At 71.7% G+C, this 23,928-nt stretch carries 21 protein-coding genes, 2 pseudogenes and 1 riboswitch; of the genes and pseudogenes, 13 read left to right on the forward strand and 10 right to left on the reverse strand.

Annotated features, from left to right (window positions below; all coding sequences use genetic code 11):
- Positions 1 to 73 precede the first annotated feature (73 nt).
- Positions 74 to 1,681, forward strand: a complete 1,608-nt coding sequence (locus ABT342_RS32910; RefSeq protein ID WP_351581923.1) for a TROVE domain-containing protein — start codon at positions 74 to 76, stop codon at positions 1,679 to 1,681.
- Positions 1,682 to 1,900: 219 nt separating this feature from the next.
- Here ABT342_RS32910 and ABT342_RS32915 read toward each other — a convergent pair whose 3' ends face one another.
- The 4 genes from ABT342_RS32915 to ABT342_RS32930 form a co-directional block, all read right to left on the reverse strand.
- A complete protein-coding gene (locus ABT342_RS32915; RefSeq protein WP_351581925.1) occupies positions 1,901 to 2,455 on the reverse strand; it encodes a hypothetical protein in 555 nt (184 codons plus the stop codon).
- A gap of 117 nt (positions 2,456 to 2,572) precedes the next feature.
- Positions 2,573 to 3,646 carry a prenyltransferase/squalene oxidase repeat-containing protein gene (locus ABT342_RS32920; RefSeq protein WP_351581927.1) on the reverse strand — a complete coding sequence of 358 codons (1,074 nt, stop codon included), beginning with the start codon at positions 3,644 to 3,646 and terminating at the stop codon, positions 2,573 to 2,575.
- Positions 3,643 to 4,374: a class I SAM-dependent methyltransferase gene (locus ABT342_RS32925; RefSeq protein ID WP_351581929.1), complete on the reverse strand. Its 732-nt coding sequence runs from the start codon at positions 4,372 to 4,374 to the stop codon at positions 3,643 to 3,645. Before ABT342_RS32925 ends, ABT342_RS32920 begins: the two co-directional genes overlap by 4 nt.
- A gap of 220 nt (positions 4,375 to 4,594) precedes the next feature.
- Entirely contained in the window at positions 4,595 to 5,908 is a 1,314-nt protein-coding gene (locus ABT342_RS32930) for a glycosyltransferase family 4 protein (protein ID WP_351581931.1), read from the reverse strand.
- 203 nt (positions 5,909 to 6,111) lie between these two features.
- On the opposite strand from ABT342_RS32930, the gene ABT342_RS32935 reads away from it, so the two are divergent.
- Complete coding sequence (locus ABT342_RS32935) at positions 6,112 to 6,912, forward strand: TetR family transcriptional regulator (RefSeq protein ID WP_351581933.1); 801 nt, start codon at positions 6,112 to 6,114, stop codon at positions 6,910 to 6,912.
- Positions 6,913 to 7,074: 162 nt separating this feature from the next.
- Here ABT342_RS32935 and ABT342_RS32940 read toward each other — a convergent pair whose 3' ends face one another.
- The 3 genes from ABT342_RS32940 to ABT342_RS32950 form a co-directional block, all read right to left on the reverse strand.
- Complete coding sequence (locus ABT342_RS32940) at positions 7,075 to 7,620, reverse strand: hypothetical protein (protein WP_351581935.1); 546 nt, start codon at positions 7,618 to 7,620, stop codon at positions 7,075 to 7,077.
- 106 nt (positions 7,621 to 7,726) lie between these two features.
- The gene (locus ABT342_RS32945; protein ID WP_351581936.1) at positions 7,727 to 7,960 is read right to left on the reverse strand and encodes a ferredoxin; all 234 of its coding nucleotides are present in this window, start codon (positions 7,958 to 7,960) and stop codon (positions 7,727 to 7,729) included.
- Positions 7,960 to 9,423 carry an aldehyde dehydrogenase gene (locus ABT342_RS32950; RefSeq protein WP_351581937.1) on the reverse strand — a complete coding sequence of 488 codons (1,464 nt, stop codon included), beginning with the start codon at positions 9,421 to 9,423 and terminating at the stop codon, positions 7,960 to 7,962. Before ABT342_RS32950 ends, ABT342_RS32945 begins: the two co-directional genes overlap by 1 nt.
- A 192-nt stretch (positions 9,424 to 9,615) precedes the next feature.
- Between ABT342_RS32950 and ABT342_RS32955 the strand changes: the two genes are divergently transcribed.
- The 7 genes from ABT342_RS32955 to ABT342_RS32985 all read left to right on the forward strand — a co-directional run bounded on the left by ABT342_RS32955 (position 9,616) and on the right by ABT342_RS32985 (position 17,835).
- A complete protein-coding gene (locus ABT342_RS32955) occupies positions 9,616 to 10,656 on the forward strand; it encodes a Strvi_7410 family MBL fold metallo-hydrolase (RefSeq protein ID WP_351581938.1) in 1,041 nt (346 codons plus the stop codon).
- A gap of 114 nt (positions 10,657 to 10,770) precedes the next feature.
- A riboswitch (cobalamin riboswitch) is annotated at positions 10,771 to 10,923 on the forward strand.
- 75 nt (positions 10,924 to 10,998) lie between these two features.
- Positions 10,999 to 12,318 carry an SCO2321 family membrane protein gene (locus ABT342_RS32960; protein WP_351581940.1) on the forward strand — a complete coding sequence of 440 codons (1,320 nt, stop codon included), beginning with the start codon at positions 10,999 to 11,001 and terminating at the stop codon, positions 12,316 to 12,318.
- A 200-nt stretch (positions 12,319 to 12,518) separates the two neighbouring features.
- Complete coding sequence (locus ABT342_RS32965) at positions 12,519 to 13,244, forward strand: SCO2322 family protein (protein ID WP_502965657.1); 726 nt, start codon at positions 12,519 to 12,521, stop codon at positions 13,242 to 13,244.
- Positions 13,241 to 14,368 carry an energy-coupling factor transporter transmembrane component T gene (locus ABT342_RS32970; protein ID WP_351581942.1) on the forward strand — a complete coding sequence of 376 codons (1,128 nt, stop codon included), beginning with the start codon at positions 13,241 to 13,243 and terminating at the stop codon, positions 14,366 to 14,368. Before ABT342_RS32965 ends, ABT342_RS32970 begins: the two co-directional genes overlap by 4 nt.
- On the forward strand, positions 14,365 to 16,320 hold the full coding sequence (locus ABT342_RS32975; protein ID WP_351581944.1) for an ATP-binding cassette domain-containing protein: 1,956 nt from the start codon (positions 14,365 to 14,367) through the stop codon (positions 16,318 to 16,320). Before ABT342_RS32970 ends, ABT342_RS32975 begins: the two co-directional genes overlap by 4 nt.
- Positions 16,320 to 17,129 carry an ECF transporter S component gene (locus ABT342_RS32980; protein WP_351581964.1) on the forward strand — a complete coding sequence of 270 codons (810 nt, stop codon included), beginning with the start codon at positions 16,320 to 16,322 and terminating at the stop codon, positions 17,127 to 17,129. Before ABT342_RS32975 ends, ABT342_RS32980 begins: the two co-directional genes overlap by 1 nt.
- Positions 17,130 to 17,427: 298 nt before the next feature.
- The gene (locus ABT342_RS32985; RefSeq protein WP_351581946.1) at positions 17,428 to 17,835 is read left to right on the forward strand and encodes an aggregation-promoting factor C-terminal-like domain-containing protein; all 408 of its coding nucleotides are present in this window, start codon (positions 17,428 to 17,430) and stop codon (positions 17,833 to 17,835) included.
- A 386-nt stretch (positions 17,836 to 18,221) separates the two neighbouring features.
- Here the strand turns inward: ABT342_RS32985 and ABT342_RS32990 are convergent, their stop codons facing one another.
- Positions 18,222 to 19,391 (reverse strand): steroid 3-ketoacyl-CoA thiolase, encoded by a 1,170-nt coding sequence (locus ABT342_RS32990; protein ID WP_351581948.1) that lies wholly within the window; start codon positions 19,389 to 19,391, stop codon positions 18,222 to 18,224.
- Between the two features lie 248 nt (positions 19,392 to 19,639).
- Between ABT342_RS32990 and ABT342_RS32995 the strand changes: the two genes are divergently transcribed.
- The 4 genes and pseudogenes from ABT342_RS32995 to ABT342_RS33010 all read left to right on the forward strand — a co-directional run.
- On the forward strand, positions 19,640 to 20,887 hold the full coding sequence (locus ABT342_RS32995) for a cytochrome P450 (RefSeq protein ID WP_351581950.1): 1,248 nt from the start codon (positions 19,640 to 19,642) through the stop codon (positions 20,885 to 20,887).
- 267 nt (positions 20,888 to 21,154) lie between these two features.
- Entirely contained in the window at positions 21,155 to 21,460 is a 306-nt protein-coding gene (locus ABT342_RS33000) for a transposase (protein ID WP_351581952.1), read from the forward strand.
- Positions 21,461 to 21,579: 119 nt separating this feature from the next.
- Positions 21,580 to 22,212: pseudogene (locus tag ABT342_RS33005) on the forward strand (IS3 family transposase); the annotation flags it as partial.
- Between the two features lie 161 nt (positions 22,213 to 22,373).
- Positions 22,374 to 22,607, forward strand: a pseudogene (locus ABT342_RS33010) (tyrosine-type recombinase/integrase); the annotation flags it as partial.
- Between the two features lie 144 nt (positions 22,608 to 22,751).
- Here ABT342_RS33010 and ABT342_RS33015 read toward each other — a convergent pair.
- Positions 22,752 to 23,075, reverse strand: coding sequence for a hypothetical protein (locus tag ABT342_RS33015; RefSeq protein WP_351581954.1), 324 nt, complete (start codon positions 23,073 to 23,075; stop codon positions 22,752 to 22,754).
- Between the two features lie 16 nt (positions 23,076 to 23,091).
- On the reverse strand, positions 23,092 to 23,928 hold an 837-nt coding region (locus ABT342_RS33020), incomplete at its 5' end, for a polymorphic toxin-type HINT domain-containing protein (protein WP_351581956.1).

Consider the following 23,928-nt stretch of genomic DNA (forward strand, 5'->3'; position numbering starts at 1 on the left):
GTGCCCGATCGTTTGAATCCGGGGGGATTCACTGCCTCGTTACACCCAACGCGTCTCCAAGGTCTGGTCCGAGATGCTCGTGGCCCCGCACGTCTCCGCGGCCGCCGCCGCCCTGCCCCCGTCACCACGGCTCCCCCACCGGCCCGCCGGGCCGGACATCCACACCTACCCGGGCGGCCCGGCCTTCGTCCGGGAGCCCCACGAGGAGCTCTTCCTCCTCGCGGTCGGCAACTTCGTCACCCAGCGGACCTTCTACGAGAGCGGCGAGGAGCGTGACGACCGGTACGCCCGTCTCGTCGGTGAACTCGCCGTCCAGGACCCGGTGTGGACGGCCGGCCTGCTGCGCTGGCTGCGCGGCGAGGGCAACATGCGTACGGCGTCCCTCGTGGGCGCGGCCACGTACGTGCGGGCCCGGCTCGCGGCCGGGGCGTCCGGAGGCCCGTCCAACCGGTCCGTGATCGACTCGGTGCTCCAGCGCGCCGACGAGCCCGGCGAGCTGCTCGCCTACTGGGTCTCGGTGTACGGGCGCAAGGTGCCGCAGCCCGTGAAGCGGGGCATCGCCGACGCCGTACGCCGGCTGTACACGTCCCGGTCCCTGCTCAAGTACGACACCGCGTCCAAGGCCTTCCGCTTCGGCGACGTGCTCAACCTGGTGCACGCCTCCCCCGACCCGGAGAAGCCCTGGCAGGGCGCGCTGTTCCAGTACGCCCTGGACCGCCGCCACCACCCCGAGCAGGCGGTTCCGCCGGCCTCCGACCGTCTGCTGACCGCCCACCGGGCGCTGATGGAGTCGGCCGCGGACGAGCGGCGGGCGGTGGTGACCGGGCCGGGCGGCTCCGAGCGGCTGGGCGCTGCGGGCATGACGTGGGAGGCCCTGGCGGGCTGGCTGCACGGACCGATGGACGCCGCCGTCTGGGAGGCCGTGATCCCCACGATGGGGCCGATGGCGCTCCTGCGGAACCTGCGGAACTTCGACGAGGCGGGGGTTTCGGACGACGTCGCGGCCCGGGTCGCCGCTCGGCTCTCGGACGCGTCCGAGGTCGCCCGGTCCCGGCAGTTCCCCTTCCGCTACCTGGCCGCCCACCAGCACGCCCCGTCGCCGCGCTGGGCGGACGCGCTGGAACGGGCGCTGGGCCACTCCCTGGCCAACGTCCCGGTCCTGCCCGGCCGGACCCTGATCCTGGTGGACCGGTCCGACTCCATGTTCTGGGACACCGTCTCCGAGCGGTCCAAGCTGACCCGGGCGGACGCGGCGGCCGTGTTCGGCACCGCGCTGGCCATGCGTGCCGAGCAGGCGGATCTGGTGGAGTTCGGCTGGGGCAGCGCGGAGGTGCCGTTCGAGCCGGGCGAGCCGGTCCTGGAGGTGCTGAAACGGTTCCGCAGTCTCGGCGGCACCTACACCGCGAAGGCGCTGCGGAAGCATTACCGGGAGCACGACCGGGTCCTGATCGTCACCGACGAGCAGACCGCCGCGTACGAGCCCCGTGGGGTGACCGAACCGGTCCCCGCGAACGTCCCGGTCTACACGTGGAACCTGGCGGGGTACCGGCCCGCCCACGGCCCCACGGGCCCCCACCGGCACACCTTCGGCGGCCTCACGGACGCCGCGTTCCGGATGGTCGGCCTCATCGAGGGCGGTCGCGAAGCCGCTTGGCCGTGGACCGCCGCTGATCCGGGCTGATCCGGCCTGGTCCCGAGCTGATCCGGGCTGATCCGGCCTGGTCCCTAGCTGGTCCTAGCCTGATCCCGGGCCGATCCCGGGCTGGCCCCGGGCTGGTCCTAGCCTGATCCCAGGCTGGCCCCGGCCTGGTCCTGGCCTGATCCCGGGCCGATCCCGGGCTGGCCCCGGGCTGGCCCCGGGCTCAGCCGGGCTCAGCCGGCGCGATCCGCCGGATGAGCCCTAGCCGCCGCTGAGCTGGGACGCCGACGGCACCTTGTTCGTGACCTCGGCGCCCGCGCTCTTGCCCGCCTCCTTGACGCTGTTGATGACGTCCTCGAAGGTGCCGATCTCGGCGTCGCCCGCCTGGCCCTTGCGCAGCTTGGTCGCCAGGTCCTTGATCGACTCGATCCCGGCGGTGACCGGGGCGACCGCCTTGGACAGCAGCGGGTCGGCCTTGGCGTTGTTCACCGCCGCCTTGAGCCTGTTGTACGCGAACGCGCCCGCGAGGCCGGCCTTGGCCAGGGCGAGCTTCTGCCCGTCGGCGCCCTTCTTGAACTTGCCCGCGCGGTACGGCTTCACGATCCACTGGTACGTCGCCCCGGCGGCCAGGCCCGCGTTGGCCACGAACCGGGCCTTGGCGAACTTCTGCGCCTCGGTCGTGCCGGTCGTGGTCGGCGTCGCCGAACCGGCGGCGCTCTCGCCGTCACCGCCGCCGCACGCGGTCGTCGAGACGAGCAGGGTGCAGGAGAGCGCGCCGGCGACGAGGGCGCGGCGTATCGGTACGGAACTGAGCACAGCGAACCTCCCGGAGCGGTTGGCGCCAGCCTTGCCCCAGGGGTGGAAGTGCGCCACGTGGGCGCGGCCGAACGGGGGTCGGGCCCCCGCCCCCCGTTCGGCGTCAGAATCCCGGCGTCAGCAGTCGCACTGCGGGTCGAGGCCCTGAGGCAACCGCTCGCCCCCGAACACCGCCGTCGTCGCCTCGTCGCCGCCCAGCGCCGCCACCGCCAGCAGCAGCGAGCCCGCCGTCCACGTGGTGAGCTCCTCGGGCCAGACGGCCCGGTCGCCCTCGAAGACGTAACCCGTCCAGTACATGCCGTCCTCGGCGCGCAGGTGCTGGATCGACTGGAGGATCTCCAGGGCCCGGTCGGACTCGCCCATCGCCCACAGCGCGAGGGCCAGTTCGCAGCTCTCGCCGCCCGTCACCCACGGGTTGGGCAGCACGCAGCGCACCCCGAGCCCGGGGACGACGAACTCGGCCCAGCGCTCCTCGATGCGGGCCTGCGCGTCGGCGCCGGTGAGGGCGCCGCCGAGGACGGGGTAGTACCAGTCCATCGAGTAGTGGGACTTGTCGAGGAAGCGCTCCGGGTGGCGGCGTATCGCATGGGCGAGCGCGCCGGTCGCCAGCTCCCAGTCGGGCTGCGGCTCCTCGCGTGCGTCAGCGATCGCGAGGGCGCAGCGCAGGGCGTGGTGGATCGACGAACTGCCGGTCAGCAGCGCGTCGTCGACCGCCGTGTCGTCCTCTTCCCGCTTCCAGCCGATCTGGCCGCCGGGCTGCTGGAGTCGCAGCACGAACTCGATCGCCGCGTACACGGACGGCCACATCCGGTCGAGGAAAGCGTCGTCGCCGGTGGCCAGGTAGTGGTGCCAGACGCCGACGGCTATGTACGCGCAGAAGTTGGTCTCGCGGCCGCGGTCCGTCGGCTCGTCGGCGTTGCCGTCGTGGTAGGCGGCGTACCAGGAGCCGTCGGCGTTCTGGTGCCGTGCCAGCCACGCGTAGGCGCGCGCCGCGGCCTCGTGCTCGCCCGCCGCGTCCAGGGCCATGGCCGCCTCGGTGTGGTCCCACGGGTCGAGGTGGTGCCCCCGGAACCAGGGGATGGCCCCGTCGTCCTTCTGGGCGGCGAGGATCCCGGCGACGGTCTCGGCGGCCTGCGCGGCGGTGAGGACGCCGGGCAGGACGAGATGCTCGGTGCGGCCCGGTGAGGTCACGCGCTCACCTTCGGCGTGTGCGGCTTGGTCGCGTACGCCACGAAGCTCTTGCCGACGACCGGGTTGAGCGCCTGCTCGGCGAGCCGGGTGAGCAGGGGCTTCTTCATGATGTCCCAGACCAGCAGCTTGTGGTACGCGCGCACCGGCAGGGCCTTGTCGTTGTCGACGCCGAACGCGCACTTCAGCCACCAGTAGGGCGAGTGCAGGGCGTGCGCGTGGTGGGTGCCGTACGGCTTCAGTCCGGCCTCGCGCATCTTGGCGAGGAGCTCGTCGGCCTTGTAGATGCGGATGTGGCCGCCCTCGACCTCGTGGTACGCGTCCGACAGCGCCCAGCAGATCTTCTCGGGGCCGTAGCGGGGCACGGTCACGGCGATGCGGCCGCCGGGCTTGAGCACGCGGACCATCTCGGCGAGCACGCCCTTGTCGTCCGGGATGTGCTCCATGACCTCGGAGATGATCACGACGTCGAACGACTCGTCGGGGAACGGCAGATTGAGCGCGTCGCCCTCCATGGCGGTGGCGCTCGCGCCCTGCGGGGCCTCCCCGGCCTCCTTCATGGCGGCGAACCACTTGGCGACCTCGCGGATCTCCTCGCCGTTCTGGTCGAGGGCCACGACCTGCGCGCCGCGCCGGTAACACTCGAACGCGTGCCGCCCGGCACCACAGCCGAGGTCGAGCACGCGGTCGCCGGGGGCGAGCGGGAAGCGGGAGAAGTCGACGGTCAGCACGTCTGCCCTTCCGGGTGGGTAACGGCGCCCGGGAGCCGGGCGCACCTTGCGTTGGCCACGGAGCGGGCCGGGTCTGCGGGCCTTCGTCCCGCGCCCCCGCCCGCGCGGGCGGGCCGGGCCGAGGGCCCGAGGACCGCCCCCGCCGCCGTGGGGCGGCGACGGCCCGGGGGTGTGGGCCGCGGGTCCGCCGACGGGGTCCCGGGCGCGGAGCGCCGGGGTGTCACCTGGCACCGCCGGCCGGGGTGCGCGTGGCGATCGCCTCGCGGTACAGGTCGGCCGTGCCCTGGGCCGCGCGGGCCCAGGTGAAGCGGGACAGGACGCGTTCCCGTCCGGCCGCGCCGATGCGGGAGCGCAGTTCCCGGTCGCCCAGCAGCCGGGAGAGACCTGCGGCCAGCGCCCCGGCGTCGCCGGGCGGTACCGCCAGGCACGTCTCGCCGTCGGGGCCGGCCACCTCCGGGATCGCTCCGCCGGTCGTGGCGACGAGCGGGGTCCCGGTGGCCATCGCCTCGGCGGCGGGCAACGAGAAGCCCTCGTACAGGGACGGCACACAGGCCACCTGGGCGCTGCGGACGAGGTCGACGAGCTCGGCGTCGGAGATGCCCTTGACGAACTCGACGGCGCCTTCGAGGCCGTACCGTTCGATCATGCGCGCCACCGGGCCGTCCTCGGCGCGCTTGCCGACGACGACGAGGTGCGCGTCGGGGTGCTCGGTACGGACCTTGGCGAGCGCCTCCACGAGGTGGACGAGGCCCTTCAGCGGTACGTCCGCGCTGGAGGTGGTCACGATCCGGCCCGGCACCTCGGCGACGGAGGGGTCCGGTGCGAACAGGTCCGTATCGGCGCCGATGTGCACGACGCGTACCCGCTCCGGGCGTACGCCCAGATGGTCGACGATCTCCTGCTGCGAGGAGCCGGAGACGGTCAGGACGGACGGCAGCCGCCGGGCGACCCGCTTCTGCATGCGCGTGAAGCCGTACCAGCGGCGCACGGAGGCGCGCCGCTTCCAGTCGGCCGCCGCGTCGAGATCGAGCTGCCGGTCGACGGTGATCGGGTGGTGGATGGTGGTGACCAGCGGCGCCCCGAGGTCGGCGAGCAGGCCGTATCCGAGGGTCTGGTTGTCGTGGATGACGTCGAACTGACCCCGCCGGGCGGCCAGGTGCCGGCGCGCCCGCAGCGAGAAGGTCAGCGGCTCCGGGAACCCGCCGGTCCACATCGTGGCGACTTCGAGGCGGTCGACCCAGTCGCGGTACTCGTCGCGCTTCGGGGTGCGGAACGGGTCCGGCTGCCGGTACAGGTCGAGGCTGGGGAGCTCGGTGAGCGGGACGCCCTCGTCGAGCACGGGGTAGGGCTGGGCACCGATGACCTCGACGCTGTGCCCGAGGCGGGCGAGCTCGCGCGAGAGGTGCCGGACGTAGACGCCCTGGCCACCGCAGAAAGGATTTCCCTTGTACGTGAGGAGGGCGATGCGCAGTGGTCGGTCGCCACCGGATTCCGCACCCGAACGGGGCCCGGCTGCTATGGCCTCAGCGGTCACTCACGGCCCCCTTCTCACCTGCGCTCTCACCGCGCTTTCGCCGGAGCGTAACCGCTCGCGCTAATCTAGAACAAGTTCCAGACTTGATCGTTCCTGATCGCTCAAGGAGCATCGAATCTACCGGCAGGTAGCCACGCTGTAAGGCCTGGATCAGGTGATTCACGCCACGGAGGCGCCGTCCGCACTCAGGGGGAACGGGAGACATGACCGCGGAGACCAACACAGCGAATCCGGCGATTCCGGCGTCCTCGCCGTCCGCCACGCCGCACACCTCGCCGCACACCTCGCCGTCCGCCAAGCCGTCCGCCGCGCTGTCCACCACGCCGTCCGCGCCCCTGACGGAACGCCAGGAGGCCCGGCGCCGCCGCATCCTGCACGCCAGCGCGCAGCTGGCCAGCCGGGGCGGCTTCGACGCCGTACAGATGCGCGAGGTCGCCGAGGCGGCCGAGGTCGCGCTCGGCACGCTGTACCGGTACTTCCCGTCCAAGGTGCATCTGCTCGTCGCCACCATGCAGGACCAGCTCCAGCGTCTGCACACGACCCTGCGCAAGCGGCCCCCGGCGGCCGAGGGCGCGGCGGAGCGGGTCGCCGAGACCCTGATGCGGGCCTTCCGCGCGCTGCAGCGCGAGCCGCATCTCGCGGACGCGATGGTGCGGGCGCTGACCTTCGCGGACCGCAGCGTCAGCCCGGAGGTGGACACGGTTTCGCGCCAGACGACCGCGATCATCCTGGACGCGATGGGTCTTGAGGACCCGACGCCCGAGCAGCTCTCGGCCGTCCGGGTGATCGAGCACACCTGGCACTCCGCCCTGATCACCTGGCTCTCGGGGCGCGCGTCGATCGCCCAGGTGAAGATCGACATCGAGACGGTCTGCCGGCTGATCGACCTGACAACGCCGACGCCAACGCCGACGGTCCCGACAACGCCGGCAACGGCTCGGGCGACGGAGCCGGCCGCGCACACGAAGGCGCGCGGCCGGGGCCGGGGCCGGGCCCAGGGCTGAGCGCCAGGGCCAGGGGCCCTGAAGGCCCTAGGGGCCCCAGGGTTCCTAGCGGTCCCAGGGTTCCTAGGCGCCCCAGGGGTCCCAGGGTTCCTAGCGGTCCCAGGGTTCCTAGGCGCCCCAGGGGTCCCAGGGTTCCTAGGGGTCCCAGGGTCTCCAGGCGTCCTAGGAGGTCTTGCTCTTCTCCAGGTCCTCTTGGAACGCCGCCTCGCACTCGGGGCTGTTGTTCCCGGCGATGAACATGACCAGCGTGAGCGCCCCGCCGTGGTGGGTCGCCTTCAGCGTCCAGCCGCCCTTGTCCAGCGACTTGTTGGTCGAGCCCGCCTGGTCGGTGGACTGCGTTTCCTTCCAGCCGCCCTTCGTCAGGTTCGCGACCGTGTCGTCGTAGGACTTCTTCGCATCGGCGGCCTTCTTCGAGTCCGGCGACCACGTGACCATGCAGTCCTTGAGGGCCGCCGAGACGTCGTCGCTCGACGCCTCCTCGGTGAACCCGGCCGCCGTGGCCGCGTCCTCGATCTCCTTGGTGACCGCTGCCGCGTCCAGGCTCTCGCCCGCTTCCGACTCCGGAGCCTCCGGAGCGGAGGAGGACGAGGAACCGGGCGTCGTCGCGCCGCCCTTGCCCTTGCCCTCGTCCGAGCCGCCCTCGCCGCCGCAACCCGCCACCAGCAGCACCACACCGGCAGCCGCGGCCGCCCACCTCGCCTTGCGCACAACTCTCCCAATCCGGGCCGCGCACGGTCCTGTTGCCCGCGCGATCAAGGGAGCAGTGTGGCACGCGGGCGCACACAGGTGTTCGCAAGGACCAGGGGGACACCCCCTATTCCTCGGGCGGGAACACGGCCTCACCCGTGTGCGCCAGCGTGATCAGGATCGCCTCGACCGGGCAGCCCTCCGCCGCCGCCAGAATCCGCTCGTGGGCGTCGGTCTCCGGGTCGGCGGGGTGGGACTGCCGCGCGGAGTCCAGCCGGAAGCCGTCCGGGGCATGGCTCACGCACATCCCGGAGCCGATGCAGACGCTCCGGTCGACCTCGACGTGCCAGCGGTCCCCCATCAGCCCTCACCCCCATAGCCCGCCGGAAGGTGGATCATCTTGTGCTCCAGATACGAGCCGTAGCCCTCGGGCCCGAACTCCCGCCCGAGACCCGAGTTCTTGTAGCCGCCGAACGGTCCGAGCATGTCGAGGCTGAACGTGTTCACGTTGTACGTGCCCGTCCGCACCCCCCGCGCGAAGTCGATGCCGTGCTCGACGTCACCCGTCCACACGCTGCCGCTGAGCCCGTAGTCGGAGTCGTTGGCAATCTTGGCGGCCTCGCTCTCGTCGCCGTACGGCAGCAGACAGATGACCGGTCCGAAGATCTCCTCGCGGGCGATCCGCATCGAGTTGTCGACGCCGCCGAAGAGGGTCGGCTCGACGTACCAGCCGCGCTCCAGGCCGTCCGGACGCCCGCCGCCCGCGAGGATCTTGGCGCCTTCCTCCTGGCCGATCCGGATGTAGTCGAGGGACCGCTGCTGCTGGCGCCTGGCCACCAGCGGGCCGACCTGCGTCGCCGGGTCCAGCGGGTCGCCGACGACCAGGGCGCCCGCCGCCGCGGCGAACGCCTCGGCGAACTCGTCGTAGCGGCCGTGCGGGACCAGGATGCGGGTCTGGGCGACGCACGCCTGCCCGTTGTTCATCCAGGCCGCCGGGACGATGCCCTGGACGGTGGCGTCCAGGTCGGCGTCGGGGAGAATCACGGCCGCCGACTTGCCGCCCAGTTCCAGGGTGACCCGGGTGAGATTGCGGGCGGCGACCTCCATGACCCGCTTGCCCGCGCCGACCGAGCCGGTGAAGGCCACCTTGTCCACGCCGGGGTGCCCGACCAGGTACTCGCTGACCTCGCGGTCGGCGGGCAGGATCGACAGCACGCCCTCCGGCAGCCCGGCCTCCCGCGCGATGTCGGCGAGGATGTACGCGTCGAGCGGGGACTCGGGCGACGGCTTCAGCACCGCCGTACAGCCGGCGAGCAGCGCGGGCCCGAGCTTCGCCGCCGCGACGAACTGCGGGACGTTCCACGGCACGACGGCCGCGACCACCCCGACCGGCTCGCGCCGGACGAGGATCGGCCCGAGGACACCGGTGCGGCGTTCCTCGTACGTGAAGTCGCGGGCGACGGTGATCGCCGCGTCCCAGACCATCATCGCGCCCAGCGCCTGGGCGAGGACGCTCCAGGAGTACGGGGACCCGTTCTGCGCGCTGATCGAGCGGGCGATCTCCTCGTGCCGTACGGCGATCGCGTCCTTGATCCGCCCGACGACCTCGATCCGCTCCTCCGTCGTCAGCCGCGGCCAGGGCCCGTCGTCGAACGCGGCACGCGCGGCGGCCACCGCCCGGTCCACATCGGCCCGCGACGCGTGCGGGACGCGTCCGATGACCTGCTCGGTGTGCGGCGAGATCACCTCGATCGTGTCCGTGCCGAGGGGATCGACCAGCTCCCCTCCGATGAACAGCTTTCCGTGCTCGACCAGCTCGGTCATGACGTCCTCCGCCTCCCGCGCACCGGCATCACCGGGACCACCGGGGACTCTCCGACGGCTTCCCCGACGCCGTACCCGACATCGCGGCGTCCGGCACCGTGCCCGGCATCGTTTCTGACGCTGTTTCAGAACTGATATCAGTTCTAGTTATAGTGGGCAATGCCCCTGCCGCCTCCGGAGAGTCGAGGACGCATGCCCCAGGTGATCGCGCACGGCGGAGGTGTCTGGTCCCTCCAGGTCCCCATCCCGGACAACCCCCTCGGCCACACACTGGTCCATGTCCTCGACACCGACCGCGGCCCCGTCCTCATCGACACCGGCTGGGACGATCCGTCCGCGTGGGGCGCGCTCACCGAGGGGCTGGCCGCCGTCGGCACGGCGGTCGGCGAGATACACGGGATCGTCATCACCCACCACCACCCCGACCACCACGGTCTGTCCGGGCAGGTCCGCGAGGCGTCCGGGGCCTGGATCGCGATGCACGCCGCCGACAGCGAGGTCGTGCGGCGGACCCGTGAGGCCCTGCCGGGTACCTGGCTGGGCTACCTGACCGACAAACTCGCCGCCGCCGGAGCCCCCGAGGAGCATCTCGCCCCGCTCCGCGCCGCCCGTGACGGCGGCCGGATGCGGACCCTGCCCGGACAGCGGGCCGCGCTGCCCGACCGGGAGATCGTCCCCGGCGAGCTGCTGGACCTGGCCGGGCGCCGGCTGCGGGCGGTCTGGACGCCCGGCCACACCCCCGGCCACGTCTGCCTCCACCTGGAGGAGGACCACCCGGCGGGCCTCCCGGGTCGCGGCCGGCTCTTCTCCGGCGACCACCTGCTGCCCGGGATCTCCCCCCATATCGGCCTGTACGAGGACCCCGACGACTCCACCGTCACCGACCCCCTCGGCGACTACCTCGACTCGCTCGAACGCGTCGGCCGCCTCGGCGTCGCCGAGGTCCTCCCCGCCCACCAGTACGCGTTCACCGACGCCCCGGCGCGGGTGCGGGAGCTGCTCACGCACCACGAGTCCCGGCTCGCGGACCTGCTCGCGCTCCTCGCGGCCCCGCTCACCCCGTGGCAGCTCGCCGAGCGGATGGAGTGGAACCGCCCCTGGGAGCAGATCCCGTACGGCTCGCGGAACATCGCGGTCTCGGAGGCGGAGGCCCATCTGCGCCGCCTGGTGAAGCTCGGCCGCGCGGAGGCGGTCGCGGGCACCGATCCCGTGACGTACGTCGCGGTGCGCTGACCCGGCGGCCCGGGGCACGTGCGTACGTGCCGGCGGGGGCGCCGAGCCGGCCCGGGGCGCGCGGTACGTGACGTACGTCGCGGGGGCGCCGACCCGACCCTGGACGCGCCGTACGGGCCGGTAGAGTGTGCGAGTCGTCATCATGCCTGTACAGGGGGAAGCCGGTGCAAATCCGGCGCTGACCCGCAACCGTGACAGCCACCGTCGCAGGTGGCGAGCCGGACTGCCCCGTACTGGAACGTGACCGGCTCGCACGAGCACCGTCGAGGAATACGGGGCCGAGCCCGGTGCATCCCGTGCGCCCGCGCCCGGCTCCCCGCAGGAGAGGCAGCACCGCCCGCCATGACCGTACGGACCGTACGCCGCAGCGCAGCGGCGCTCGCCGTTGCCGCCACCTCCGCAGTGTTCTGCGTGGCGGCCTCCCCCGCCGCCCCCTCTCCCGCGCCGTCCGCCGCGCTGCCTGCCGGTCTGTACGGCACGAAGGACCCGACGTGGGACGGTGTGTGGCGGCAGTCGCTGGCGATCATCGCGCAGGACACCGTCCACGTCGTGCCGTCGGCGGAGGCCGTGGCCTGGCTGGCCGGGCAGCAGTGCGACAACGGCGGCTTCGCCTCGTACCGCCCCGATGCCACGAAGCCGTGCGACAGCAAGACGATGTTCGACACGAACGCCACCGCGGCCGCCGTCCACGCGCTCGCCGCCGCCGGCGAGCACACCGATCAGGTCCAGAAGGGCATCGCCTGGCTGAAGTCCGTGCAGAGCCCGGACGGCGGGTGGAGCTACAACCCGGGCATGGCGTCCGACGCCAACTCCACCGCGATCGTGATCGGCGCGTTCGCGGCGGCGAAGGAGCGGCCCGGCGACCTGACGTCCGAGCAGGGGAAGACGCCCTACAACGCGCTCGTCTCGTTCGCGATCCCGTGCGCCGACAAGACGGCGGGCGGGGCGTTCGCGTACCAGCCGGACGCGAAGACGGGCAAGCTGCTCCCGAACGGCGACGCCACCGCGGCCGCCGTGCTCGGCGGTCTCGGCCGCGGCATGGTCGTCCAGGGCCCGAAGCCGGGCAAGGCGCCGGCGTGCGTGACGACGCCCAGGGCCACTCCCGAGCAGTCCGCCCGCAACGGCGCGGCCTACCTCGCGAAGGTGCTCGCGAAGACCGGCCACCTCGACTCCCCGCCGATGCCCGGCGCCACGGACCCGGCCCCGCTGCCCGACTTCGGCAACACCGCGGACGCGGTCGTGGCGCTGTCCGCCGCCGGACACAAGGACAAGGCGGCCGCCTCGGTGGCCTGGCTGGAGAAGAACGCGTCCGCCTGGGCCAAGGAGGCGGGACCGGCCGCGTACGCGCAGCTGATCCTCGCCGCGCACGCCTACGGCGCCGACCCGAGGGACTTCGGCGGCGCCGACCTGGTCCAGCAGCTGAACGCGACCGGACCCACCCCCGCGTCCACCGTCCCGCCGTCCCCGGCGGCGCAGGGCGACGGCAAGGACAAGATAGGCGGCGACCGCGGGGCGCTCTTCTGGGTCGTCGGCGCCGGGCTCGCGGCGGTCCTGGGCGCGGCATTCATGATCAACGACCGCCGCAAGAACCGGAAGCAGGCCAAGCAGGACCAGCAGGCCCAGCAGGAGGCCGCCGCCGGCCGGCAGGACGAGCAGCAGTGACGCACGGGCTCCCGCTCCTCGGCAGCGCACCGGCGGCGACGACCGCGCCGCGGGCCGTGCGGCGGCTCGGCGAAGCGCCCGCGCGGGACGCGGTGACGACCACCGCGCTCCCGCCGGTGCGACGCCTGGGGGCTGCGGCAACGACCGTGCTCCGGGCCGTGCGTCCCCTCGGGGCCGCGGCGACCGCCTCGCTCCGGGCCGTGCGGCGGCTCGGCGCGACCGGGCGGCAGCTCGGGACGGGGGCCCTGTCCATCGGCGCGGCGCTCGCGCTGCTCCTGGCGGTGGCGTGGCCCGCGCAGGCGGCCGGGTACCGGTACTGGTCGTTCTGGCAGACCAACGGCGGTTCCGGCGGGGCCTCATGGGCGTACGCCACTCAGGGACCGGCCACCGCCCGCCCCGCCGACGGCGAGGTGAACGGCTTCCGCTTCTCCGTGAGCTCGGACTCCGCGGACTCGGCGCGGCCGCGCACCACCCCCGACTTCGCGGCGCTGTGCGCCGGCACCCCCGCGAAGGACGGCACCAAGCGGGTCGGCGTCGTCATCGACTTCGGCACCCCCGCCGACGCGGCGGCCGGTGAGACCCCGCCCGCGGCGCGTACCGGCTGCGCGCAGGTGCGCACCGACGCCACCAGCGCGGAGGCGCTCGCCGCGGTCGCGAAGCCGCTGCGCTACAACAGTGACGCGCTGCTCTGCGCGATCTCCGGCTACCCGGCGTCGGGCTGCGGAGAGCAGGTGTCGGGGGACACGCCCGAGCAGGCGCTCCCCTTCTACCCGACGGCTCCGCCCTCCTCGGGCGCCCGCCCGGCCGTCATCACGGCCACGAAGCCGGCGGACACCGGCCCGTCGGTCGGCGTCCTCGCGGGCGTCGCGGCCGTCCTCGCCCTGGGTGCGGCGGCCCTCTGGCAGGCCCGCCGCCGGCGCGGATGAGCCCGGCGGGCCGTTTCCGCGCGCCCGAGGCCGGCCGGAGCAACGCGCTGCACGCCGGGGCGTGGTGGGTGTGGGCCCTGGGCCTCGCCATCGCCGCGTCCCGGACCACGAACCCGCTCCTGCTCGGCCTGCTCGTCGGCGTCGCGGGCTATGTGGTGGCCGCGCGTCGCACCGACGCACCGTGGGCCCGCTCGTACGGCGCGTTCGTCAAGCTGGGGCTCTTCGTCATCGCGGTACGGCTCGTCTTCTCGGTCGTCCTCGGCTCCCCGATCCCCGGTACGCACGTCCTGGTGACCCTGCCCGAGGTGCCGCTGCCCGACTGGGCCCAGGGCATCAGGATCGGCGGCCGGGTGACCGCCGAGCAGCTGGTGTTCGCGCTGTACGACGGGGCGAAGCTGGCCGCGCTGCTCATCTGTGTGGGCGCGGCGAACGCGCTCGCCAACCCCGCCCGGCTGCTCAAGTCGCTGCCGGGCGCGCTGTACGAGGCCGGGGTCGCCGTGGTCGTGGCGATGACGTTCGCGCCGAACATGGTCGCGGACGTGGTGCGGCTGCGCACCGCGCGGCGGCTGCGGGGACGTCCGACGGGCGGGGTGAAGGCGGTGCTCCAGATCGGCCTTCCGGTCCTGGAGGGCGCGCTGGAACGGTCGGTCGCGGTGGCGGCGTCGATGGACGCGCGCGGGTACGGGCGTACGGCGCAGGTTCCGCCCGCCGTCCGGCACACCACCACGGCGCTCACGCTCGGCGGGCTGCTCGGGGTCTGCGCCGGTTCGTACGGACTGCTCGCCGCGGAGGGGGCGGGTTACGGGCTGCCGGTGCTGCTCGGCGGATTCGCCGCCGCGATGGCCGGGCTGTGGCTCGGCGGCCGGCGCCAGGTCCGTACCCGCTACCGGCCCGACCGGTGGGGTGTGCGGGCGTGGCTGGTGGCGGGGTCGGGGGTCGCGGTGGCGGCGCTGATGATCTGGTCCGGTTCGTACGACCCGGACGCGCTGCACCCCGGTGTCGTACCGCTGTCGCCGCCCGTGCTGCCGCTGTGGCCCGCGGCGTCCGTCCTGGTGGGCCTGCTGCCCGCGTTCGTCGCCCCCGTACCCCCCGTACCCCCCGTATCGCCGAAGGAGTCCTCGTGATCCGCTTCGAGAACGTCTCGGTGACGTACGCCGACGCCGCGTCCCCCACGGTCGAGGGGGTCGACGTGACGGTCCCCGAGGGCGAGCTGGTGCTGCTCGTCGGCCCGTCGGGGGTCGGCAAGTCGACCCTGCTGGGGGCCGTCTCCGGGCTGGTGCCGCACTTCACGGGTGGCACGCTGCGGGGCCGGGTCACGGTGGACGGCCGGGACACCCGCACGCACAAGCCCCGTGAGCTCGCCGACCTCGTCGGCACGGTGGGGCAGGATCCGGCGGCCCACTTCGTCACCGACACGGTCGAGGACGAGCTGGCGTACGGCATGGAGTCGCTGGGCCTCGCGCCCGACGTGATGCGGCGCCGCGTCGAGGAGACCCTCGACCTGCTCGGCCTCGCCGACCTGCGCGACCGGCCCATCGCGACGCTCTCCGGCGGCCAGCGGCAGCGCGTCGCGATCGGTTCCGTGCTGACCCCGCACCCCAAGGTCCTGATCCTCGACGAGCCCACGTCGGCCCTGGACCCGGCCGCGGCGGAGGAGGTCCTCGCGGTGCTCCAGCGCCTGGTCCACGACCTGGGCACGACGGTCCTCATGGCGGAACACCGCCTGGAACGGGTGGTTCAGTACGCCGACCAGGTCATCCTGCTCCCCGGCACGGGCGCCGCCCCGGTCATCGGCCCGCCCGCCGACATCATGGCCCTCTCCCCGGTCCACCCCCCGGTGGTGGCTCTGGGCCGCCTGGCGGGCTGGTCCCCCCTCCCCCTGTCGGTCCGCGAGGCGAGGCGGCGGGCGGAAGGCCTGCGGGGGCGCCTCTCGGGCGCGGGGGCGGGCGCCCTCGCCGGTGCCGGCGCCGACGCCGGGGGCGTCCTGCTTCCGGCCCCCCGCCGCGAGGCGGGCACCGGCGAGGGCGAGGCCCTGGGCCTCGCCGCCGGTTCTGCACCGACCGCATCGGAGCCTGCCGACGGCGGAGCGTCCAGGCGCACCCACCACCGGCCCGCGGCCGCCGATGGCGAGTCACCCACCACCAGTGAACCCGCACCCGACACCCGACCCGCACGGGTGGTGCGGGAGGGAACCCCGCCCGGCCGCCAGGCCGGGCGGGGTTCCCTCCGGCCCGCAGCCGCCAAGCGGACCCTCCTCGACAAGCTGCTCCGGCGCAGCCGCCCCGCACCGGTGATGCGGGAAGCCGGGCGCACTCGCCAGGCCCACGAGCCCGCGGCCGACATACGTGGGCTCACCGTCCGGCGCGGGCGCGTCGAAGCGCTCCGGGGCGTCGGTCTGCGCGTCACCCCCGGTGAGACCGTCGCGCTCATGGGGCGCAACGGCGCCGGCAAGTCCACCCTGCTCGGCACCCTCGTGGGCACGATCACGCCCACGTCCGGCACCGTGCTCGTCCAGGGCCGCGTACCCCATCGCACCGCACCCCCCGAGCTGATCCGGCACGTCGGCCTCGTACCGCAGGAGCCTCGGGACCTGCTGTACGCGGACACGGTGGCGGCCGAGTGCGCCGCCGCCGACGCGGACGCGGGCGCCGCGCCCGGGACCTGCCGGGCGCTCGTGGCCGCGCTGCTGCCGGGCGTACCGGACACCACACACCCCCGCGATCTGTCCGAGGGCCAGCGCCTCGCCCTCGCCCTCGCCCTCGTGCTGACCGCCCGCCCCCCGCTCCTCCTGCTCGACGAGCCGACCCGCGGCCTGGACTACGCCGCGAAGGCCCGCCTGGTCACCGTCCTCAAGGAGCTCGCCGCCGACGGCCACGCCATCGTCCTGGCCACCCACGACGTGGAGCTCGCCGCCGAGCTGGCGCACCGGGTCGTGATCCTCGCCGACGGCGAGGTCGTCGCGGACGGCCCGACCGCCGAGGTCGTCGTGTCGTCCCCCGCCTTCGCGCCCCAGGTGGCCAAGATCCTCGCCCCGGAGCCCTGGCTCACCGTCGCCCAGGTCGAGGCGGCGCTGTGATCCGCCTCGGCCCCCGCTCGATCGCCGCCCTCACCCTCATCACCGCCATCGGTGTCGTCGCCTTCGGCTGGCCGCTGCTCGCCGACGCGGAGGCGGGCGTCACCGCGCACGCGCAGGACGCGCCCTGGCTCTTCGCCGCCCTCCTCCCCCTCCTCGTCGCGGTCGTCGTCGCGACGATCTCCGACGGCGGCGTCGACGCGAAGGCGGTCGCGATGCTCGGCGTACTCGCCGCCGTGGGCGCCGCGCTGCGCCCCCTCGGCGCGGGGACCGCCGGTCTGGAGCCGATGTTCTTCCTGATGGTGCTGAGCGGCCGGGTCCTCGGACCGGGCTTCGGCTTCGTACTCGGCTCGGTGACGATGTTCGCGTCCGCGCTGCTCACGGGCGGTGTGGGCCCCTGGATGCCGTTCCAGATGCTGGCGATGGGCTGGTTCACGATGGTCGCGGGCCTGCTCCCGGGATCCGGCCGGCTCCGGGGTCGTGCAGAGACGCTCCTTCTCGCCGGGTACGGTTTCGCGGCGGCCTTCGCGTACGGCACGGTCATGAATCTGTACGGCTGGACGATCGTGCCGGGCCTCGGCTCGGGCATCTCCTTCCAGGCCGGCGACCCGGTGCACGAGAACCTGGTGCGCTTCCTGGCCTACTGCGTGGCGACCTCGCTGGGCTGGGACCTGGGGCGGGCGGTGCTGACGGCCGTACTGACGCTGACGGTCGGCGGCACGCTGCTCAAGGCGCTGCGCCGGGCCACGAGGCGGGCGGCCTTCGAGACCCAGGTCACTTTCGAGGCCTCCGAAACCCCCTCCGCGAGGTGAGGCGGCCCACAGGACCTTGGTCCCGGAACGATCGGGGTTAGTAGCGACTCCCCAGGGTCGATGGTCCTCGCGGCACCCTCCCCGACCTGCACGGAAACCCCTTATGTCCGGTTCAGGACGTTGGTCCCACCATGCCCCTTCCGGGTCGTATCTACGGGGTGAGCCCGGTCACGGCACGCCGCCCTGGATCGCCGCTACAACTGTTCTCGTCGCAAGGCACCGCAGGGCTTCGAGCCCGGCACACGGGCTTCACCGCCCCGCCCTCGCGACTCCCCCGTCCCCGACGTTAGGTACCACCTTGTCTCGCTCGCTGATCACCCGCTTCACTGCCCGCAACAAGTCCGTTGTCGCCGGCACCGCCGTACTCCTCGGGGCTGCCGGTGCGGTGATGGGGACGACCTCGGCGGCCACTGCGGCGCCCTCCTCCGCGCAGCAGATCGCGAAGCAGATGATGCCCGCCGCCCAGTACCAGTGCTTCAGCAAGATCGTTGAGCACGAGTCCGGCTGGAACCCCAAGGCGACCAACGCCTCCTCCGGTGCGTACGGCCTGGTCCAGGCCCTGCCCGCCGGCAAGATGGCCTCGGCCGGCGCCGACTGGAAGACGAACCCGAAGACCCAGATCAAGTGGGGCCTCAGCTACATGAACGAGCGCTACGGCAGCCCGTGCAAGGCCTGGAACTTCTGGCAGCAGAACAACTGGTACTGACCGGTTGTGCGCGGGGGCCGATGCCCCCGCTCCCCCGTGACGGGGCGGAGCCCCGCCCCACGAGCCCCCAGCGGCATCGCGGCCGCACCCCAGCCGCACCCCGGCGGCGGCCCAGCCGACGCCCGCCGCACCCCCACGCAGGTCCCGACCGACGCCGGCCACACCCCAGGCAGGCCCCAGGCGGACCCAGGGCGCACCCTGACGGACCCCGGGCACATCCCGGACGACCTCGGGCGCGCCCCCGCCACACCCCTGACGGACCCCGGTCACATCCCGGACGGACCTCGGGCGCACCCCCCGCTGCATCCCAGCCGCACCCCTGGCGCATCCAGGCAGGCCCAGAGCGCGCCCCAGCCGCCGCCACACCCCGGCAGGGCACCCGCGACTCAGAGACGCTGGATGATCGTCCCCGTCGCGAGCGCTCCACCCGCACACATCGTCACCAGCGCGAACTCCTTGTCCCTGCGCTCCAGCTCATGGAGCGCGGTCGTGATGAGCCTCGCGCCGGTCGCCCCCACCGGATGTCCGAGCGCGATCGCGCCCCCGTTGACATTGACCTTCTCCAGGTCCTGCTCGAAGACCTGCGCCCAGCTCAGGACGACCGAGGCGAACGCCTCGTTGATCTCGACCAGGTCGATGTCCTTGAGCGACATCCCCGCCTTCCCCAGCACCGCCCGCGTCGCGTCGACCGGCCCGTCCAGGTGGTAGTGCGGATCGGCCCCGACCAGCGCCTGCGCGACGATCCGCGCGCGCGGCTTGAGCTTGAGCGCCCGCGCCATCCGCTTCGACGCCCACATGATCGCCGCGGCCCCGTCAGAGATCTGTGACGAGTTGCCGGCCGTGTGAATCGCGGTCGGCATGACCGGCTTCAGCCCTGCCAGCGCCTCCATGGACGTGTCCCGCAGCCCCTCGTCACGGTCGACGAGCCGCCACATGCCCTGTCCGGCCGCCTGCTCCTCCTCCGTCGTCGGCACCTGGACGGCGAACGTCTCGCGTTTGAAGCGCTCCTCGGACCAGGCGACGGCCGCCCGTTCCTGCGACCGCAGCCCCAGCGCGTCGACCTGTTCCCGCGTCAGGCCCCGGTTGCGCGCGATGCGCTCGGCCGCCTCGAACTGGTTCGGCAGATCGACGTTCCACTCGTCCGGCCAGGGTTTTCCGGGCCCGTGCTTGGAGCCGCTGCCCAGCGGTACGCGCGACATGGCCTCGACCCCGCAGCTGATGCCGATGTCGATGACTCCTGCCGCGATCATGTTCGCGGTCATGTGCGACGCCTGCTGCGAGGAACCGCACTGGCAGTCGACGGTCGTCGCGGCGGTCTCGTACGGTAGCCCCATCGCGAGCCAGGCGTTGCGCGCGGGGTTCATGGACTGTTCGCCGGCGTGGGTGACCGTACCGCCGACGATCTGTTCGACGCAGTCGGCGTGGATGCCGGTGCGGCCGAGCAGTTCGCGGTAGGTCTCGCCCAGCAGATAGGCGGGGTGCAGATTGGCGAGCGCGCCTCCGCGCTTGCCGATGGGGGTGCGTACGGCTTCGACGATGACGGGTTCCGCGGCCATGAGCTCGTCCTCTCCTCGCACAGCGGCGGGGCGTCCCGGCGCCCCGCACGCGTGAACCGCAAGAACTAGTACGCGTTCTAGTTCTCCTTGCAGTCTTATGAGCCTTACCCCCGGTACGCAAGGGTCGTGCAGCACCTGGCAGGGCTCTCGCACGCAACAGTTCACGCCGCACCCCTTGCCACTTGTAGAACCCGTTACTACCTTGCGGGCAATTCTGATGGGCCGTCAGACAGACACTGGAGTCACCCATGCCCTCCTGCCCCCATCTCCCCGAAGGGTTCGACGCAACCGACCCCGATCTCCTCCAGAGCCGTATCCCCTTGCCGGAGTTCGCCCAGCTGCGCCAAACCTCACCGGTCTGGTGGTGCCCGCAACCGCGCGGCGCCACCGGCTTCGACGACGAGGGCTACTGGGCCGTCACCCGGCACGCGGACGTCAAGTACGTCTCCACGCACCCCGAGCTGTTCTCGTCCACCGAGAACACGGCGGTCATCCGCTTCAACGAGCACATCACGCGCGACCAGATCGAGGCCCAGCGGCTGATCATGCTGAACATGGACCCGCCCGAGCACACCCGGGTCCGCCAGATCGTCCAGCGCGGCTTCACCCCGCGTGCGGTACGGACCCTGGAAGCCGCTCTCCGGGACCGCGCGACGAAGATCGTGGCCGATGCGAAGGCGAACGCCGGCACCGGTGGCAGCTTCGACTTCGTCACCAACATCGCCGTCGAACTGCCGCTCCAGGCGATCGCCGAACTCATCGGCGTACCGCAGGAGGACCGGTCCCGGATCTTCGACTGGTCGAACAAGATGGTGGCGTACGACGACCCCGAGTACGCCATCACCGAAGAGGTCGGCACCGAGGCCTCCATGGAGCTCATCGGCTACTCCATGAACATGGCCGCCGCCCGCAAGGAGTGTCCGGCCAACGACATCGTCACCCAGCTCGTGGCGGCGGAGGGCGAAGGGAACCTGTCGTCCGACGAGTTCGGCTTCTTCGTGCTGCTGCTCGCGGTCGCGGGCAACGAGACGACGCGCAACGCCATCACCCACGGCATGCACGCCTTCCTCACCCACCCCGACCAGTGGGAGCTCTACAAGCGCGAACGCCCGGCGACCGCCGCCGAGGAGATCGTCCGCTGGGCCAGCCCGATCGTCGCCTTCCAGCGCACGGCGACGACGGACACCGAGCTCGGCGGCCAGAAGATCAAGCAGGGCGACCGGGTGGGGCTGTTCTACTCCTCCGCCAACAACGACCCGGAGGTCTTCGACCGGCCCGAGGTCTTCGACATCACCCGCGACCCGAATCCACACCTCGGCTTCGGCGGCGGAGGCCCGCACTTCTGCCTCGGCAAGTCCCTCGCCATCCACGAGATCGAGCTGATCTTCAACGCGGTGGCCGACGCCCTGCCGGACCTGCGACTCGCGGGCGACCCGCGCCGGCTGCGCTCGGCATGGCTGAACGGCATCAAGGAGCTCCAGGTCAGCACGGGTTGACCCACCCGGGCCGGCCCGCAGGACCCGGACATGGGAGGCGGGGGCCTTCCCCCCTACGCCCCGCCCCCGCCTCCCACCGGGATTCAGCCGTAGTCGCTCGCCATGGCCGACACCACCATCAAGATCAGCGAAGAGATCCGGCACCGCCTGCGACGGCTTGCCGAGGAGCGCGGTCTGACCACCCGGGCTTACATCGAGCTGGAGTGACCCCCGAAATTCCGACACCTGGACGCTGGATGTTTCGTCATCCAGGGGAAGTGATCCAAGGTGGCAAAGCGGAAGAACGACCCCGAAGAGTTCAAGCGGGACGCGGTGGACCTCGCGGGTTCCTCGCCGGACCGTTCCCTCACCGACATCGCCCACGGCCTGGGCATCCATCTGGAGACCCTGCGCAAGTGGGTCCGCGACGACCGGACCCGCACCCAGTCGGCGGACGGCGGGGGTGACGCCGGTATGGCCCCTGACGAGAAGGAAGAGCTCAAGCGCTTGCGGCGGGAGAACGCCCGGCTGAAGGAGGACAACGAGATTCTCCGGAAGGCCGCCGCCTATTTCGCGCGGGAGACGACACGGTGATCCGCTTCCGTTTCGTCGACGAGCACCGGAACGCCCACAGGGTCAAGCGGATGTGTGACGTTCTCGGATGGGACCGCTCCGGCTACTACACCTGACACCAGAACAAGGAGGCACGGCAGGAGAAGGCCGATGAGGAAGAGGGCCTGGCTCGCCTCATCCGGGAGATCCACACCGATTCCCGGGGGTCCTACGGGGCTCTGCGGATCACCCGGAAACTCCGGGACCAGGGGCACGTGGTGAACCGCAAGCGCGTCGCCCGGATCATGCGGGAGCGTGAGATCGTCGGAATAACGCGACGGAAGTCGCGGTCGCTCACGAGACAGGACCGTACGGCGCCGCCGACGCCGGATCTGATCCTGCGGGACTTCACCGCGCCGATGCCGGGTCTGAAATTCGTCGGGGACATCACCTGCCTGCCGACGGCCGAGGGATGGCTGTATCTGGCGACCGTGATCGACCTGTGCACACGGGAGGTCGTGGGCTGGTCGATGGCCGACCATATGCGTACCGAGCTGGTCGCGGACGCCAGCCGGATGGCCCATGCGGGCGGGCACACGGCGGAAAACGCGATCTTTCACTCCGATCGCGGATCGCAATTCACGTCTCATCAATTCCGTGTCCTACTGAGTGAGTTGGGCATGCGCCAGAGCGCCGGACGCACCGGTTCGTGCTTCGACAACGCTGCCGCAGAGAGCTTCTTCGCCGTCCTGAAAGCAGAGATCGGCACGACTGTCTGGGAATCCCGGGCACAGGCTCGGCAGGCGTTTTCCGGCGGATCGCGGAACATTACAACCGGGAGAGGATCCACTCGACCATCGGCTTCATCACGCCGTACCAGGCGAGGGTCCGCTGCCATCAACGGCTGGACCTCGCCGCATAAAACGGAAGTGTCGGGACCCGAGGGGGCACTTCAACCCGCACCTTCACCACGTTCCTCCGCAAGGCCGGCCTCCGCCGCATCCGCTTCCACGACCTCCGCCACTCGACCGCCACCCTGCTCCTGGAGCAGGGCGTCGAACTCGTCGTGATCAAGGAACTCCTCGGCCACGCCCACATCGGCGTCACCGCCACCGTCTACGCCCACGTAAGGCTCCGCCTCCAGCACGACGCCATCGACCTCCTCGGCCGCGCCCTTGACCACCCCTGACACCCGTACGGCAACGGCGGCGGACACCAAGTGGCGTCCGCCGCCGTTGCCGTCATCTACTGCCGTCAGGCGGCAAAACGGCCCCTGCGGTGACATCCGCAGGGGCCGCATCTTTGCGCCTGGACGCGTAGTGAATCGGAAGCCTTAAATCGGCTCTCCCGCTACTCCGCTAAACCCGACGAGCCCATTCTTCTTCGCCATGTCAAGAATCTCGGGGAGATAATCCAGTTGGCGAACCGAAAGGGTCAGGAGGACGTACTTGCCTGCGTCATCCGGTTCCTCTTCAAGGTCGAACCGTGACGGCTCCAGAACATCTTCGACATCCGACCATCTAGTCAGCAATTCCTCCCGGAACCGCAGTACGTCAGGGCTCACGGCAAGGTCGCCGGTGTCACCTTCAGCGAGGTTGTCGAAGACTTCCTCAGGGTCTCCGGCGCTGCGCTTCCAGAAACCGAAGTCGCTGCTCACGGGCCATCCTCTCAGGTTAGGGGTTGCAGGTTGGACACTCTGTGCCGCGACGGACGACTGAGGTTTGGAACCCGTACGTCTTTGCCAGCCATTCGTCCTTCCTGCGCTGACCCTTCGTGTAGTTCGATTTATTCACCTTCACCTCGTAAAGGTGAAGATTTCCGTCTGGATTCCTAACCGCGATATCTACTTGACGAACGCCATAAGGGGTCCAGAGCTCAAGCCCATTCCCATAGCTCTCGCTATAGATATCAGATTTCTTGTAGAACTTCTCAAACGTCTCCGTCATTTCATCGACGCCTGCAGCACCCCGGGCTTTGTCATGCTTCCGAATGCCGCAGTTGCTGTTGTGAACGAGTACCGGAGTCTCGCCCGCCAGCACATAGTACGTGTGGAGGTCCTCGACCGTGAGGTTGTACGTCCGGGCACGCTTACTGAAGGCACGGTTGGTCTCCACCGTGACGGTGGCCCCGGTGGCAGTGAGCAGTGTCATGCCGGGCTTGAGCTCACGCGCTTCAAGCCACTGCTTCTCGGAGGGAGACCAGAAGGGGTGCTCATGAGTTGCGGTGAGCTTCTTCGAGCCTTGCGGTGTCTCGATGGTCAGCTCGTTGAAGTGCTTGTCGTCATCGGTGACGATGAGCCGGGTTACCTTCCGCGCCCGGCTCTCCCCCGTGAGGGGATTCGTGGCAAGAACTTCGTCCCCTACGTTGATCTTGTCAATGTCCTTCTTGGACCCGTCGGCCATGAGCACGTCAGTGCGGGAGTGTCTTATTTTTCGTGTAAGCCCTGGTGTTGACGCTTCTTGGGATTGTTCGGGTGCTACTGGTTGTCGATGACGCGGTCGCCGTAGAAG

Origin of the sequence: Streptomyces sp. NPDC000410 (assembly GCF_040300305.1) — a bacterium.
GTDB lineage: Bacteria > Actinomycetota > Actinomycetes > Streptomycetales > Streptomycetaceae > Streptomyces.